The organism is Streptomyces sp. NBC_00464, from assembly GCF_036013915.1.
Lineage (GTDB): Bacteria > Actinomycetota > Actinomycetes > Streptomycetales > Streptomycetaceae > Streptomyces.
Map to the genome: position 1 here is coordinate 5,621,724 of NZ_CP107899.1, position 15,710 is coordinate 5,637,433.

General features: G+C 70.4%; 15 protein-coding genes. 5 read left to right on the top strand and 10 right to left on the bottom strand.

Annotation, left to right across the window (positions count from 1 at the left end; translation table 11 throughout):
- Positions 1-158: 158 nt before the first annotated feature.
- Positions 159-449 (top strand): DUF7848 domain-containing protein, encoded by a 291-nt coding sequence (locus tag OG912_RS40100; RefSeq protein WP_443061103.1) that lies wholly within the window; start codon positions 159-161, stop codon positions 447-449.
- Entirely contained in the window at positions 446-724 is a 279-nt protein-coding gene (locus OG912_RS25310; RefSeq protein ID WP_327711380.1) for a hypothetical protein, read from the top strand. Before OG912_RS40100 ends, OG912_RS25310 begins: the two co-directional genes overlap by 4 nt.
- 265 nt (positions 725-989) lie before the next feature.
- On the opposite strand, the gene OG912_RS25315 is transcribed toward OG912_RS25310, so the two are convergent.
- Positions 990-1,577 (bottom strand): TetR/AcrR family transcriptional regulator, encoded by a 588-nt coding sequence (locus tag OG912_RS25315; RefSeq protein WP_327711381.1) that lies wholly within the window; start codon positions 1,575-1,577, stop codon positions 990-992.
- A 100-nt stretch (positions 1,578-1,677) separates the two neighbouring features.
- Here OG912_RS25315 and OG912_RS25320 point away from each other — a divergent pair, with 100 nt between their 5' ends.
- On the top strand, positions 1,678-2,592 hold the full coding sequence (locus OG912_RS25320; RefSeq protein ID WP_327711382.1) for an NmrA family NAD(P)-binding protein: 915 nt from the start codon (positions 1,678-1,680) through the stop codon (positions 2,590-2,592).
- A gap of 56 nt (positions 2,593-2,648) precedes the next feature.
- On the opposite strand, the gene OG912_RS25325 is transcribed toward OG912_RS25320, so the two are convergent.
- The 8 genes from OG912_RS25325 to OG912_RS25360 form a co-directional block, all read right to left on the bottom strand.
- Positions 2,649-3,659, bottom strand: a complete 1,011-nt coding sequence (locus OG912_RS25325; protein ID WP_327711383.1) for an LLM class F420-dependent oxidoreductase — start codon at positions 3,657-3,659, stop codon at positions 2,649-2,651.
- Between the two features lie 114 nt (positions 3,660-3,773).
- On the bottom strand, positions 3,774-4,559 hold the full coding sequence (locus OG912_RS25330) for a hypothetical protein (RefSeq protein WP_327711384.1): 786 nt from the start codon (positions 4,557-4,559) through the stop codon (positions 3,774-3,776).
- Positions 4,560-4,779: 220 nt separating this feature from the next.
- Positions 4,780-5,718, bottom strand: coding sequence for an N-acetylmuramoyl-L-alanine amidase (locus OG912_RS25335; RefSeq protein WP_327711385.1), 939 nt, complete (start codon positions 5,716-5,718; stop codon positions 4,780-4,782).
- Positions 5,719-5,759: 41 nt separating this feature from the next.
- Complete coding sequence (locus OG912_RS25340) at positions 5,760-6,404, bottom strand: class I SAM-dependent methyltransferase (RefSeq protein WP_327711386.1); 645 nt, start codon at positions 6,402-6,404, stop codon at positions 5,760-5,762.
- 126 nt (positions 6,405-6,530) lie between these two features.
- Entirely contained in the window at positions 6,531-8,147 is a 1,617-nt protein-coding gene (locus OG912_RS25345) for a chitobiase/beta-hexosaminidase C-terminal domain-containing protein (protein ID WP_327711387.1), read from the bottom strand.
- 240 nt (positions 8,148-8,387) lie between these two features.
- Positions 8,388-9,719, bottom strand: coding sequence for a M20/M25/M40 family metallo-hydrolase (locus OG912_RS25350; protein WP_327711388.1), 1,332 nt, complete (start codon positions 9,717-9,719; stop codon positions 8,388-8,390).
- Positions 9,716-11,107, bottom strand: a complete 1,392-nt coding sequence (locus OG912_RS25355; protein WP_326735913.1) for a cytosine permease — start codon at positions 11,105-11,107, stop codon at positions 9,716-9,718. Before OG912_RS25355 ends, OG912_RS25350 begins: the two co-directional genes overlap by 4 nt.
- Positions 11,107-12,060 (bottom strand): DUF1177 domain-containing protein, encoded by a 954-nt coding sequence (locus OG912_RS25360; protein WP_327711389.1) that lies wholly within the window; start codon positions 12,058-12,060, stop codon positions 11,107-11,109. Before OG912_RS25360 ends, OG912_RS25355 begins: the two co-directional genes overlap by 1 nt.
- Before the next feature lie 153 nt (positions 12,061-12,213).
- On the opposite strand from OG912_RS25360, the gene OG912_RS25365 reads away from it, so the two are divergent.
- Positions 12,214-13,041 carry an IclR family transcriptional regulator gene (locus OG912_RS25365; RefSeq protein WP_327711390.1) on the top strand — a complete coding sequence of 276 codons (828 nt, stop codon included), beginning with the start codon at positions 12,214-12,216 and terminating at the stop codon, positions 13,039-13,041.
- Between the two features lie 62 nt (positions 13,042-13,103).
- Positions 13,104-13,832 carry a dipeptidase PepE gene (gene pepE, locus OG912_RS25370; RefSeq protein WP_327711391.1) on the top strand — a complete coding sequence of 243 codons (729 nt, stop codon included), beginning with the start codon at positions 13,104-13,106 and terminating at the stop codon, positions 13,830-13,832.
- Here pepE and OG912_RS25375 read toward each other — a convergent pair.
- On the bottom strand, positions 13,795-15,606 hold the full coding sequence (locus OG912_RS25375) for an MFS transporter (protein WP_327711392.1): 1,812 nt from the start codon (positions 15,604-15,606) through the stop codon (positions 13,795-13,797). The two genes, pepE and OG912_RS25375, sit on opposite strands and share 38 nt — an antisense overlap.
- Positions 15,607-15,710 lie beyond the last annotated feature (104 nt).

Here is a 15,710-nt window from a genome sequence, read left to right on the forward strand (position 1 = left end):
TCCGTACGTGCGCCATCGTGGTGCGGCGCGGTGACCTGGTGCTGGTTCGGGGGCGGTGGCTTGCCGTGACGGGATCCCGCTTGGACCGGTTGGCGACCGGGGGCGTGGTCGTGGTCGTGAGCTTCGATTCGGGGCGTCCGCTGCGGCTCCCCGTTTTCATGCAGCTGACGGTGTTGCGACGTGCCGGCCGGCTGGCACGGCCAGTCTCTGTTGTTCATGACCGGAGTTGGGTGCTGAGGGTTGACGCGTCCGGTTCCCCGCAGGTCTACGAGGTGGAGTGCGCGTCTTGTCATGACAGGTGCGACGCGTCCAACGATGCGGACGCCACCGAGCGTGATCAGTGGTGCATTCGGCACGTGGGGGAGACGGGACACACCGGCTACCGGGAGATCCGTACTGGACTCCTGCGGGCCGTCGCACATGCCGCCGAGGGGAGGGGCGAGGGGTGAGGACGCGCAACCACCTCGTCCTGGTGCTCCTCGCGTTGGATGCGGGCCGGTGGTGGGCGGCGGACTGGGTCCGTGAGCGCCTGCGGCATGCGGTTGGTGTCGTGGACGAGTGGTGGTTCCGGGCGCGTCAGGCGGCGCTGTGCCGGTTCGAGGAGAGCTGGTCGAGGCAGCCCATGGACGAGATCAACGCGTTGGCGATGGAAGAGATCGAGTGGGTGTTCTTCGTGGCCAGGCATCGCGCCGGCGATGTCCGGCACGACACCTCCTTGAGGTAAGACCCTGGGTGCCGTTCGTCGTTCGCCGTGCGATCGGACAGCGGTACCCGCACTTGGTCCCGATCGCATCTCCGATTCGAGGAGTGATCGGGACCAGGTGCTGTAACACCTCGGCCCGACCTCTCCGCCCTGGCAAGCCGTGCTCCTCGTTCCTCGTCCGCTCTACCGCCTCGGCCCAGGCGGGTCCGTACTGGAACAAGGGTGCCAACTGCAACGCATCGATCCGGGCGACCGTTACGTCCCACCCGCGCAGGTGAGCCGGGACTCAGGCGTCACCGGGCACCCCGGCCCCGCCCTGCCCCGGGCTGAGCCCCTCCACCGCGAGGTGGAAGAGGCGGTCGGCCTGGGTGGCGGGGTCCTTGTGGTGCTCGGTGGCCAGGGCGATGCCGACGGAGAGAGTCAGCAGGTCGTGAAAGGTGATGTGCGGTGCGACCGCCTTGTCGCGAATGGCCCGCTGGAGCAGGGGAGTTCCGGCGGCTTCGATTCTGCTGCCGCAGCTGCTCGGGGAGGGCTCTTCGATGGGGGGCTCGTAGCTGAGGATATGGGCGAACCCGCGGGCTGAGACGGCGTACTGGACGAAGGCGTGGAGCCACTCCAGGAGCGCGGTGCGGCTGTTCCCGGTCGTGTGCAGGCGGTGGGCTCGCTCGCACAGGGTCTCGATGCGCTCCTGGAAGACGGCTTCGAGGAGGGCGCGGCGGGTGGGGAAGTGGCGGCGCACGGTCGCCGAACCGACTCCTGCGATGCGGGCGATCTGCTCCTGGGACGCTTCGGCGCCGCGCGCGGCGACCTCGGCCTCGGCGACGGTGAGGATGCGCTGATAGTTGCGTCGAGCATCCGAACGCTGACCGGTCATGATCTCCCCATTGCTAAACGGCGGGCCCCGCCATATCTTAGCGGCAGGTAAAACGGCGGGCCCCGCCGTTTTGCTCTCCCGTCCGCGAGGAGCAGCGATCATGCCCAGCAGCAGCGATATCGTCCTGGTCACCGGCGCCACCGGCCGGCAAGGCGGGGCCACGGCTCGCGCACTTCTGGCCGCCGAGGTGCCCGTACGTGCGCTCGTACGTGATCCGGGGTCGAAGCCCGCCCGGACGATCGAGGCGCTGGGTGCCGAGCTGGTGCGGGCGGATCTTTCCGACCGGGCCTCCCTCGGCCCGGCGGTCGAGGGGGTCCGCGCGGTGTTCTCGGTGCTGATGCCGCCCATGGACGAGACCGGCGTGGACTTCGCGGGCGAACTCGCCCAGGCCACCAACCTGGTGGACGCGGCGAAGGCCGGAGGAGTGCGGCAGTTCGTACAGTCCTCGACCAGTGGAGTCGGTGAGCACACCCGGGTCGCAGGCTGGGCCGAGGGCCGTTGGGCGGCCATGGCGGACTACTTCCACACCAAGCAGGCGATCATGGAGGCGGTGCGTGGTGCGGGCTTTGACCGCTGGACGGTGATCAAGCCCGCCTTCTTCATGGAGAACCTGCCCATGCTGGCGCCCAAGGGGCCCCGCGGCGGACTGCTGACGGTACTGAAGCCCGACACCGAACTGGCTCTCGTGGCCGTGCGGGACATCGGCACGGCCGCGGCGCACGCCCTTCGGGACCCTGACCGGTTCCACCGGGTGGAGCTGGAACTGGCCGGCGACCTGCGCACGATGGAGCAGATCGCGCAGACCCTGTCCGCCGCCTGGAGCGTGCCCGTGACTGCACCCTCCATGACTGTGGAGGAGGCTCTTGGCGCGGGCATGCCGGCGTGGGGAGCCGGACACGAGTGGAACAACGTGGTCCTTCAGCCCGCCCGGCCCGCATTCGCCCGGGAGTTGGGCATTCCGCTCACCACCTTCGCCGCGTGGGCGGATGAGCAGCTGACGCCCGTGTCCGGTTAGACGTGTCCGGTGTGGTGCTCTTCGGTGGCGCCGGCCCGTGGTCGTGGTCGGGGTGTTCAGTGATTGAGCTCCGCCAGCACCCGCAACGTATGCGGGTCCGGCGCGGTCACCAGGAGGTCGGTCACCGGGCCCTTGCGCCACAACTCCAGGCGTTCCGCGATCCGTTCCCTCGGCCCGACGAGCGAGATCTCATCGGCGAACGCATCCGGCACGGCCAGGACCGCCTCTTCCTTGCGGCCCTCCAGGAACAGCTGCTGGATCCGCCGCGCCTCTTCCTCGTACCCCATCCGTGCCATCAGGTCCGCATGGAAGTTGCGGGCCGCCGTGCCCATGCCGCCGATGTAGAAGCCGAGCATCGCCTTCACCGGCAGCAGCCCCTGGGCGACATCGTCACAGACCTGCGCACGGGCCATCGGCGCGATCATGAACCCCTCGGGGAGGCCGCTCAGCGAGGCCTCGTACACATCGGTGCGCAGCGGCGACCAGTACAGCGGCAGCCAGCCGTCCGCGATCCGGGTGGTCTGGGCGATGTTCTTCGGTCCCTCGGCGCCCAGCAGCAACGGGAGCCCGGCGCGCAGCGGATGCGTGATCGGCTTCAGGGGCTTGCCGAGACCGGTGGCGTCCGGGCCGTTGTACGGGTGGGAGTGGAACCGCCCGTCCAGCTCCACGGGTGCCTCTCGGCGCAGCACCTGGCGTACCACGTCGACGTACTCGCGGGTCGCGGTGAGCGGGCTGCGGGGGAACGGGCGGCCGTACCAGCCCTCCACGACCTGCGGGCCGGAGAGCCCGAGGCCGAGCATCATCCGGCCGCCGGAGAGGTGGTCCAGGGTGAGGGCGTGCATCGCGGTCGCGGTCGGGGTGCGGGCCGCCATCTGTGCGATGGCGGTGCCCAGCCGGATACGGGAGGTGTGGGCGGCGATCCAGGTCAGCGGGGTGAAGGCGTCCGAACCCCAGGCCTCCGCCGTCCACACCGACGCATAGCCCAGCTCCTCCGCCTCGCGGGCGAGGTCCAGATGGTCCGGGTTCGGGCCGCGGCCCCAGTATCCGAGAGCGAGTCCGAGCCGCATTCCGCTGCCTCCCACTGTCTCTGACGATGCATCAGATATAGCCGGAGGGTACGACAGCGGCCCCCCGCCCGGAAGGGGCGGGGGGCCGCTGTCGTCGCTGCTTGCGCCGCTGGGTCAGCCGCGCTGGATGCCCGTGGTGTCCTGGAGCACACCACGACGGCCGTCCTGCGTCTGGGCGATGAGGCCCGGACCGCTCTGCTCGACCGCGAGATACCAGGTGCCCGGTGCCAGTTCGGCGATCGGGGCCGGCGAACCGTCCTCGCCGTACAGCGGACGGGCCACCGGCACCGCGAACCAGAACGGGGTGAAGTCACCGGCGGGCGCGGCCTGCTGGGCAGGCGCCTGACCCTGCTGCGGGTCGGGCTGGCCGGGCTGCGGCTGACCGCCGTACGACGGCGCCTGGCCCTGGGGCTGCGGCTGACCGGCGTAGGGCGGCTGCTGCTGGCCACCCGGGTACCCGTAGCCCTGGCCCGGCTGGCCACCGTACGGCGGCTGCACGGCCTGCGGCTTCGGGGCGCCCGCCAGCGGGGCCTTGAGAGCCGGGAGCATCGGGGAGGCGACCGCACCGGCGGCCAGCGCCAGCGAGGCGATCAGGCCGAGGATCAGGCCGGCACCGGCGTCGATCTGGCCCAGGTCGATGATGGTCCAGAACAGGTTCCACGCGGTGAACACCGTGGCGGCCACGCCGAATGCGGCGAGGTCGAGGCCGAGGACCTTGCGCGGCTGGGGCTGCGAGCGGGACAGCACGATCAGTGCGGCACCGACCACACCGACCATGTAGACGCCGATCGCGTTGCCCAGGGAATCCCAGGAGTTCGGCGCGTCGACAGTGGTGCTTCCGTAGTCGAAGTAGTCCAGGAAAGAGGCGATGAACAGCACGACCGCTGCTCCGATCACCACGCCATCGCCTCGAGTGAGGGAGCGGATATTCACGTGAAGGTCCTTAGTCGGTCGTCTCGTCGGGGCGGTCGTCGCTGCCACCGGTACGGCGGGTACGGCGCGAAGCTCGGGAGCGGCCCCCCATCGTACGGATGAATCTATCGTCTGCCCGGGCGGGTTGCGTCCCTGCCCGGTCCTTGGGCAGGCATCCTCCCGAATTCATCGCAGAACCACCCCTTAACTACCCCTTGAGGTAGCTGCTGATGCCGTCCGCGATGCCCTGGGCCGCCTTCTGACGCCAGCCCGCGCTGGTAAGCAGGGCGGCATCCTCAGGATCACGCATATTGCCGCATTCGATGAAGACTTTGGGCACGGTCGACAGATTCAGTCCGCCGAGATCCTTGCGGGTGTCCAAACCGGTATTGCCGCCGATGTAATTGGAAGGCGCACTTCCGGTAGCGCGCACGAAGAGTCCGGCGATCCGGGTGCCCAGATCACGCGAAGGGCCCACGATCTTCGAGGTGTCCGCGCCACCGCCGCGCACCGATGCGGGAAGAATCACATGGAAGCCGCGGTTCCCCGCCGCCGAACCGTCCGCGTGCACCGAGACGACCGCGTCCGCCTTCGCTTTGTTGCCGATCCGGGCCCGCTCGTCGACGCAGGGCCCGAACGCCCGGTCACCGTCGTACGTCAGGATCACCTTCGCCCCCTGTGCCCGGAGCAGGGCCCGCAGCCGGTGCGAGACGTCGAGCGTGAACCGGGCCTCCGCGTAACCGGAGTTGGTCGAGGTGCCGGTGGTGTCGCACTCCTTGTGCGTGGTCCCGATGTCCACCTGGCGGTTGATCTCGGCGGTGTGCAGGTGGTTGTCCGGGTTGTGGCCCGGGTCGATGACGACCGTCTTCCCGGACAGCGGCCCGGACGGGAGGTCCGGAGCGGGCGGCGAGGGCGTGGCGGGCTTCTTCGACGGGGAAGGGCTCGTCCGCACCGGTGACGGCGTCGCCGTGGCGGCCGGAGCGGACGCCGGGGACGGAGCGGCTTCGCCGCCCTTCCCGGGCTGCGCCTGCACGGCGCCGCCGTCACCGCCGCAGCCGGACACGCCCAGACACAGCACGGTCAGCGCTGCCGCGGCGGACAGCTTGCGGCGGCGGGGGGTGGGGGGAACGCTCTCGTCGTGACGCACCCGGCGATGCTATCCGGGAGCCCGCACGCTGTCCGGGCCGATCAGATCCCCGGTGCCGTACGCCGCAGCACGCGCAGCGAATCCGTGACGGAGATCTCGGTGAACGCCCCCGAAGCCAGCGCCCGCAGATAGACCCGGTACGGGGCCTGGCCGCCGTGTGCCGGGTCCGGGAACACGTCGTGGATCACCAGCAGCCCGCCCTCGGCGACATGCGGCGCCCAGCCCTCGTAGTCGCCGTTCGCGTGCTCGTCGGTGTGACCGCCGTCGATGAAGACGAGTCCGAGCCGCCCGCCCCAGACGGCCGCCACCTGCGGCGACCGCCCCACGAGCGCCACCACGTGCTCCTCCAGACCTGCGGCGTGCAGCGTCCGGCGGAACGTGGGCAGGGTGTCCATCCGCCCCACCTCGGGGTCCACCACCGTCGGGTCGTGGTACTCCCAGCCGGGCTGCTGCTCCTCGCTGCCCCGGTGGTGGTCGACGGTGAGCGCCGTGACACCGGCCGCGCGCGCCGCGTCGGCGAGCAGGATGGTGGAGCGCCCGCAGTACGTGCCCACTTCGAGGAGCGGCAGTCCGAGCGCGGCCGCCTCGGCGGCGGCGGCGTACAGCGCGAGTCCCTCGACCACCGGCATGAAGCCCTTGGCGGCCTGGAACGCGGCGAGAATCTCCGGCTTGGGCTCGGCGGCCACGGGGTTCCTCCTGGTGGGGCGGGATGTGCAGCGGGCAGTTCGACGGCGCCCCATCGTGCCGCACGCGGGGGCCGGGGGCGCGCGCGGGGGGTGCGACGCCCGCCCGCACCCCCCGCGGCCGGTGTCTCAGCCCTTGAAGGCCAGCGAGGCGGTACGGGACGCGTTCCCGTACGCGTCGACGGCCACGACCTCTGCCCGGTAGCGGTGGCCCGCCACCGCGCCCGTGACCGGGATGTCCAGGACGTTGGGTCGCGGCAGGAAGTAGTAGTCGGACAGCACCTTGGACGAGACGGCCTTCGCGCCGGTCGTCGTGTCCGTGATGTCGACCCGGTAGTGGTGGACCATCTGATCGTCGGTGGCCTGGGCCACCCGCAGCGCCGTGCCACCTGTGGTGGCCGTTACCGCCTTCAGCGGCTCGCGGGCGGTGAACGTCGGCGCCACCGTGTTCCGCTGCGCGGCCGTGTAGCGGAAGTTGTCCCTGATCTGCTGGTTCGTCGAGCCCTTCAGTCGTACGGTCCAGCCCGGACCGCTCAGCGTGCCGGCGCTGGCGTACGGCGGCTGCCAGCTCGCCGACCACTGGCCGCCCGTGTAGATGTCGTGCCGGTCGGCCGCCATGTTGATCCGGTCGATCTCGGTGCGGTCCTGGTAGACCTCGACGAAGAGCGCCTGCGCGGTGGGCGACTCGAAGCGGTCGGCGAGGCCGTTCTCCGTCACCATCCGGTACCCGTGGTCGACCTCCACGTACGACATCGAACCGTCGTTGACGGAGGTGAAGTCGCCCTGGTACATCGACCGGTCGTCGTTGATGTTGAGGTGCGAGTGACCGGAGAAGAGGATCGCCTGCGGGAAGGCGCTCAGGTCCTCGGCCAACTTCGGGTTGGACGCCTGCTGGCCGTCCATCGTGGTGCCGGTCGTGGGCCGGTGGCCCTGGACGAGCACCGGCTTGTTCGCGTTCGCCGGACCGGCGGTGAGCGCCGCCAGCCGGCTCTTCAGCCAGGTGCGCTGCGCGGTGTCGTTGTTGTACGTCTCGGTGTTCACCGTGAGCAGGTGGACACCCTTGACGTCGGACTCGTAGTAGCCGCCGCCCGAGTCGGGGAACCAGGCCTTCGGGTAGCCGGCGCGGATCGCGGCGAGGCTGTCGTCGTGGTTGCCGTTGGACATCAGGACCTGGGTGCCGGTCATGCCCTTGCGCTCCAGGTTGGCCCGGAAGATGTCCGACACGATGCGGTGGTCGGGGCCCTTGCCGTCACCGTTGTCGTTGATCATGTCGCCGTTCGACAGGATCGCGTCCGGGTGCGGGAAGACCGAGCCGATGGTGTCGAAGAAGCTCTCGTACTTCTTGTCGTTGTGCTCGTGGTCACCGACATGGACGTCCGACATGACGACGAAGCGGGCGAGGGGCTTCTCCTTCGTCTTGATCAGATAGCCGTACGCCATGGGCACACTGGTCTGCTTGCCGTGGAAGGCGACGGCCGTGACGTTGGTGTCCTCGGTGATCCTGAGCGGCCGGCCGGGGGAGTAGACGCGGCTCTCGCGGGTCGGGGTGGTGCCGTCCAGCGTGTAGCGGACGGTGGTGCCGTGCTCGGCGCGGAACTTCAGGGTCACGGCGTGGTCGTACCGTCCGCCGGGGACGCTGACGCCGGGTGCGGCCGGCGGGGCCGAGGGCTGCGGCTGGGCGTGGGCGACGGCCGGGGCGGCGAGGGCCGCGCAGGAGGCGGCGATCACGAGCGGAGTGAGTCTCACGGGGGTCCTTGTCTGCGAAGTGCCTTGATAACGGACCGGTAACCGGTCTGAACCATCGACGGTAGGCAGTGCGGACCAGGCGCAGGGGCGACCCGGCTGACTTTCCGGTGAAGTGCCCGTGAATGTCCGTGGGGCGGCGGCCCGGGACGCCGTACGCCCCCGCCGGACGAACCGGCGGGGGCGTACGGGAGGGGTGAGCCCGGGTCGGGGCGGGCCCCCGGCAGAGCCGTGACGGAGGTGTCAGCAGCTCTGCCAGAGTCGGGTCATGACGCGGACGCCGAAGCGCAGTCCCTCCAGCGGGACACGCTCGTCCACGCCGTGGAACAGCCGGCCGTAGTCCAGGTCGTGCGGGAGCTTCAGGCCCTTGAAGCCGAAGCAGCGGATGCCCAGGTGGGTGAACGCCTTGGCGTCCGTGCCGCCGGGGTTGCAGTACGGCACCGGGTGGCCGTCCGGGTCCTCGGCGCGCACCGCGTCGCACATCGCGTCGACGAGCGGGCCGTCGAACGTCGTCTCCATCGCGATGTCGTGGTTGACCCACTCGCGGGTGACCGAGGGCAGGAGCAGCTTGTCGATCGTGTCGATCAGCTCCTGCTCGTGACCGGGCAGGAAACGGCCGTCGACGCGGGCGGTCGCCTTCCCGGGGATCACGTTGGTCTGGTAGCCGGCGTTGAACATGGTGGGGTTCGCCGAGTTGCGGAGCACCACCTGCATGAAGTCGGAGACCGGGCCCAGCTTCGCGAGGCTGCCCTCGATGTCGTTCTCGTCGAACTCGACACCGTAGAGCCGGGCGGCCTCTTCGAGCAGTGCGCGGACCGGTTCGATCAGCCGGATCGGGAAGGTCTCGCGGCCGATCCGGGTCAGTGACTCGGCGAGGTCGGTGACCGCGTTCTCGTCGTTGGGGGACGAGCCGTGGCCGGCCCGGCCGGTCGCGGTGAGCTCCATCCAGGCCATGCCGCGCTGGGCGTTCTCGATCGGGTAGAGGCGCCGCGTGTCGTCGAGGGCGAAGGAGAACCCGCCGCCCTCCCCGATGGCCTCGGTGACCCCGGCGAACAGCTCCGGGCGGTGCTCGACCAGCCAGTGGGCGCCGAACTTGCCGCCCGCCTCCTCGTCGGCGAGGAAGGCCAGGACGAGGTCCCGGGAGGGCTGCGTACTGGTGCGGGCGAAGTGGCGGGCGGTGGCCAGCATGACGGCCACCGTGTCCTTCATGTCGATCGCGCCGCGGCCCCACAGGTAGCCGTCCCGGATCTCGCCGGAGAACGGCGGCACCTGCCACTCGGAGGCGTCGGCGGGCACCACGTCCAGGTGGCCGTGGACCATCAGGGCGCCGCGCTCGGGATCGCGGCCCGCGATCCGGGCGATGACGCTGGCCCGGCCCGGGGCGGACTCGATGAGCTCGGAGGCGATGCCCACCTCGGCGAGGCGGCCCACCACCCACTCGGCGCTCGCGCGCTCGGTGCTCGTGGGGTTGGAGGTGTCGAAGCGGATCAGTTCGGCGCAGAGGTCCACGACCTCGGCCTGGGCCTCGTCGGAGGCCGGGACCAGGGGTGCGGCGGGGCCGGGGGTGGTGCTCATGCTGCTCCCACGGAGGTGGTGGTGCGGGCGGCGGGGGCGGCGTCGCCCTCGTCGTCGTCCAGGGTGGAGGTGCCGTACGGCCGCACCCAGCCCAGCAGGCCGAGGACGCTGTACAGGACGAAGGCGGTGGCCAGCGAGTTCAGGGCCGGGATGCCGCCGTCGTAGAACTTGCCGACGCAGAACGCCGCGATCCAGATGGCGATCGACATCGGGACCCAGGTCGGCGAGGACTTCGGCAGCGTCTCGGACTCCCGGGTGTCGTCCAGCGGCTTGCGCATCTTCTTTACGACCCAGTACTCGGCCACGATGATGCCGCCGATCGGCGGGATGGCGACGCCGAGGATCGTCAGGAACTCGGTGAAGTGGGTCATGATCCCGACCGCGGACAGGACCGTGCCCGCGATGCCGAGGGCGATCGTGACCGCGCCGCGGTGGACGCGCTTGCCGAAGACGACCTGGAAGAAGTTGACGACGCCGAGCGAGGAGCCGTACAGGTTCCAGTCGTTGATCTTCGCCGTGGACATCAGGACCACGATGACGCCGAAGGCGCCGGAGGTGGAGAGCACGATGTGCGAGACCTCGTTGCTCTTGACCAGGTGGCCCAGGAGCACGCCGGTCATGCCGACGATGTACTCGGAGAGGATCATCGAGGAAGCGCTCTGCAGGAAGACGTGCGAGCCCTTCTTGTTGTAGCGGGTCATCTCCGGGGAGACGATCGCGCCCGTCATGTAGCCGCCCGCGATGGCGGTGGCGGCGACGGCGAGAGGAATCGTTTCGCCGGGCGGCGGCGAGTGGATCAGGTCGCTGAAGGAGTGGTCGTTCAGCGTGGTGATGACGGACCAGGCGACCATCGCGAAGAAGAGCGGGGTGACGATCTTCGCGAAGTTCGCCATGTACTTGAAGCCGAAGATCACCAGGGCGGTGATGGCGATCCCGGCGAACACGCACCACATCCAGGCCGGTCCGCCGACCAGCGCCGAGACGCTGTTGCCGAAGATCGTGTTCTGGACGCCGAACCAGCCGACCAGGCTGACCGCGATGACGAAGCTGACCAGCGCGGAGCCGTTGCGGCCGAAGCCCACCCAGCGGGTCAGCATCGGGGTGGCGAGACCCTCGCGCATCCCGGCCAGGCCGATCGCGAAGATCACGACCTCCAGGATCACCGCGCCGAGCGTGAAGGCGAGGAAGGCGTCGCCGAAGGTCATGCCGACGCCGATGGTGGCGCCGAGCGTGAACTGGGAGATCGAACCGGACTGGGCCAGCCACTGGAGCAGCATCGACCAGAAACCGAACCGCTTGTCGCGCGGGACGCGCGAGAGCGAGTAGTCGTCGCTGCCGATGCTCTTGGCCTCGGGGGCCACGGCGCCGGCCTGCGGGGACGCTGCCATCAGGACTCCTGGGGTGTGCGGCCGAAGGTCTGCAGGTGAGCCAGCGACCCGTAGCGGTTGACGAGGTTGTCGAACTCCACCGCGTCGTGGAAGTCCAGGTGGTCGCCGCCGTAGGCCTTGGCGACCTCCACGGCGTAGCGGGCGGCGGACGCGATGTCGCTCTCGTGACTCGCGCCGGTGCCGCAGCCCGGCACCGCGGCGGCCGACGTGATGGCCAGGCCGACGACGGGAGCGGCCGTCGCGGTGGAGGGCTGAAGGATCGAATTGATGTGGTGTGCCCCATTACCGTACGGGGTGATGTCCTGGGTGGTCACGGGGTACGTGACCAACGGCTCACCGGTCACCACGGCCAGCAGCTCACCGAGCTGCTCGCTGACCCGGAGCACCCAGCCCTCCTTGACGGTGGGCGAAAGGGCGAGGCCCTTGTGGTTGATGATCCGGTTGCCCTTGGTGGTGTCGATGGAGAGCACGGCCTCCATCTCGCCTGTCACCTCGTGCCGGTTCATGGTGGCGATGTCCACGGGCGAGCCCATGAACGGCACCGGGTCGTGCGGCTCGGTCGGCGCGTTGGGGCAGATGTGGGTGGCGACGATCACATCGCCGGGCAGCACATCGCCGCGGCGGCGCATGTCGAGCAGCTTCGCGGCGGTGGCCACGGCCGAGGCCGCGCCGTCGGCGTCGGAGACCAGTCCGGTCACCTCGGGCCGGGCGCCGATGCCGCCGAGCCGTCCGACGACGCCCAGCGTGCGGGCGTCGCCCCCGGCCGTGCGTCCCCGGGAGCCGGGGATGCGGACCATCACGAAGTCCGTCGAGCCCTGCTCGCCGGCGACCGTGGTGACCTCCGCGGACGAGCCCTCGGCCCCCGCTACGGAGTCGAGGTACTCGACGACCGTCTTGCCATTCACCTGGGGATCGTCGAGGAGATCGACGACGTCCAGTACGTACTTCAACATGGGGGGCCTTTCTCGCGCATCCATCACACCCGTCCGGCACCCGGCAGGGAGTGGGGTGCCGGACGGGGTGCTGAGAGCAGATTCGGGATCGGATAGCGTTGAGCGCAACCATTTCCCGTTATTTGCAACTCAGGTCTGAATGGTGAGATCAGGATGACGGACTTCGATCTTGACCGGCGCACCCCCGCCGGAGCCCTGCAAACCGTCGACCGGGCGCTCCTCGTGCTGCTCGCGTTCGAGCGGACCCGACCCGACTGGGGCGTCACCGAGGTCGCGGAGGAGTTCGGCTGGGACACCTCGGTGGCCCAGCGGCTGCTCGCCACCCTCGCGGGGCGCGGCTTCCTGGTCTCCGACCCGGCCACCCGCCGCTACCGCATCGGCCCCGCCGTGCTGCGCCTGGGCAGGCTCTGGGAGCGCTCCGGATCGCTGGAGCTGCTGGCCGGACCGGTCCTGGAGGAGCTGCGCCGGGTCACCGGCGACACCGTGCTGTTCTGTCTGCCGGACAGCTTCCACATGCGGTGCGTGGCCGCCGAGGAGGGCGAGACCGGGCCGCTGCGCTACTACCCGCTGGTCGGCGAGCTCTACCCGGCGCACGCCGGGGCGACCAGCAAGTCGTTCTACGCCTACCTGCCGGACGAGCAGCGCCACCGGCTCTTCCGGGGGCGTCCGATGGCCCGGTTCACCGACCGGACCGTCACCGATCCGGACCTGCTGGAGCAGGAGCTCCTGAAGGTCCGCGCCCAGGGGTACGCCTGGACGGTCGGCGAGTACGACACCGGCATCGCGACCGTCGCCGTGCCGGTCTTCCTCGGACGCGAACCGTACGGAAGCCTCAGCCTGGGTGGCGCGAAGGAACGGTTCGAGGGGGCGCCGGAGAACCGGCTCGAACCGCTCCGCCAGGCCGCCGAACTACTGGAGAGGCGTCTCACCCACCCGCCGCAGCGCCCGAAGCCCAAGGCCCGCCGCACCCGGGCCACCTGACCCGGGAACACCCGCCTCGCACCCGCATGAACCGACCCGAAGAGAACCCCAAGAGGAACCCCGTGAATCTGCTCCTGCTCTCCAACTCCACCCAGCACGGCTGCGGTTACCTGGAACACGCCCTCGACACGGTCGCCGCGTTCCTGCCCTCCGGCGCCCGGCTGGCCTTCGTGCCCTACGCGCTCGCCGACTACACCACGTACACCACGCGCGTCCGCGACGCCCTGGAACCGGCCGGGATCAGCGTCCGCGGGGTCCATGAGAACGCCGACCCCGGCGCCGAACTCGCCGCGTCCGACGCCGTGTTCATCGGCGGCGGCAACTCCTTCCGGCTGCTGAGCGCGCTCTACCGGACCGGTCTGCGCGACGCCGTCACCGAGGCGGTGCGCGAAGGGCTCCCGTACATGGGGGCCAGTGCGGGGACGAACATGGCGGCGCCCACCCTCCGTACGACCAACGACATGCCCATCGTGCAGCCGCCGTCCTTCGAGACGCTCGGCCTCGTCCCGTTCCAGATCAACCCGCACTACCTGGACCCGGACCCAGACAGCACCCACAAGGGCGAGACCCGTGAGGAGCGGCTCACCGAGTTCCTGGAGGAGAACGACGTGCCGGTGCTCGGTCTGCGCGAGGGTTCATGGCTGCGGGTCAACGGGCGCCAGGCCCGGGTCCAGGGCGCCCGCCCCGCCCGGCTGTTCACCCGCGGCGCGCAGCCGCAGGAACTTCCGGTGGGGACGGACGTCTCTCATCTGCTCACGACCGTGTCGCGGTTCGACGTTCCGGTGCGCTGAGCGTCAGCACCAGATCGGTCTCGGTCCGCGGCCCGTGCGCCGGGTGCGAAGCGGGGCGGGCCCGGGGCGCGTATCCGGCGGCCGACCCGGCCAGGACGAAGCTGCCGCTGCCGGGGGCGGCGAGCGCATAGCGGCCCTCCGCGTCCGTGGTGGTGAGCCCGGCCTGCCGGCCGCTCCGGTCGATGAGGGTCACATTGGCGCCGGCCACCGGCGTCCCGTCCGCCTCCAGCACCCGGCCGTGGAAGCCGTCGGAGCCCGCGAAGGGGTGCGGGACGGCGGGGAGCGGCCGGCCGGCCTCTCGCGCGGCGGCGTCGCCCGCGCTGCTCGCCAGCAGCACCGGTGCGGCGGCCTTCCGCTGCGACGGCAGGAACGCCGCCAGTACGAGGCCGACGAGCACCGCACCCGTAGCGATCATGAACGAGGTCCGGAACCCCTCCATGCTGGGCACCGAGACCGGCCCCATCTGCACCGAGGTGTTCGCCAGCACCATGCCGATGACCGCGCTCGACACCGAGGTGCCGATCGAGCGCATCAGGGTGTTCAGACCGTTGGCCGCGCCCGTCTCGGAGGCGTCGACGGCTCCGATGATCAGCGCGGGCAGCGAGGAGTACGCGAGTCCGATGCCGGCCCCGAGCAGTACCGCGATCACGATGGTCTGCCAGGCGGCGCTCATCAGGCCGAGCCCGGCCCCGTAACCGATCGCGATGACCAGCATGCCGAGCATCAGGGTCGTCTTGGGGCCGTACCGGGCGGAGATCCGGGCGTACACCGGGGCGACGAACATCATCGTCAGGCCGAGCGGGGCCACGCACAGGCCGGCGACCACCATGGACTGGCCGAGTCCGTAACCCGTGGACGTCGGCAGCTGGAGCAGCTGCGGAAGGACCAGCGAGACGGCGTAGAAGGCGACCCCGACCATGATCGAGGCGAGGTTGGTGAGCAGCACCTCGCGCCGGGCCGTGGTCCGCAGATCGACCAGAGGCGCGTCGCTCCGCAGCTCGAAGACGCCCCAGAGGACGAGGACCACCAGGGCGGCGGCTATCAGGCCGAGTGTGGTGCCCGAGGTCCAGCCCCAGTCGCTGCCCTTGGTGATCGGCAGCAGCAGGAGGACCAGGCCGAGGGAGAGGCCGAGCGCGCCCGTGACGTCGAACCGTCCGGGAGCGCGCAGCGAGGTCTCCGGCACCGCGAGCACGGTCAGCCCCATGGCGAGCACGCCGAGACCGGCCGAGCCGAAGAAGAGGGTGTGCCAGTCGGCGTGCTGGGCGACCAGGGCGGCGACGGGCAGCGCGAGTCCGCCGCCCACTCCGATCGAGGAGCTCATCAGGGCCATCGCGGAGCCGAGCTTCTCGCGCGGCAGCTCGTCGCGCATGATCCCGATGCCCAGGGGGATCGCGCCCATGGCGAAGCCCTGGAGCGCCCGGCCCACGATCATGATCACGAGGTCGTCGGTGAACGCGCAGATCAGCGAGCCGACCACCATCACGGCGAGGCTGGCCAGCAGCATCCGCCGCTTGCCGTTGAGGTCCCCGAGCCGCCCCATGATCGGGGTGGCGACGGCGCCGGCGAGCAGGGTGGCGGTCATCACCCAGGTCGCGTTGGACGGGTCGGTGTGCAGAAGGGCGGGCAGGTCCTTGATGACGGGGACGAGCAGGGTCTGCATCACCGCGACGGTGATGCCCGCGAAGGCGAGCACGGGGACGATCCCGCGGCCTGTCTTCGATGTCCGCGGATCAGGAAGCTCCGCGGCGGGCTGTTCATGCGTCGTTCGTGGCATACGTGCGGCCTCCGGGCAGCGGAAAGGGGAGGAGTGGGGCGGGAGTGCGGTTCCTGTGGCGGGCAGCACTGACCGCCAAGTACATGCAGGGTGAAACCTTTCGT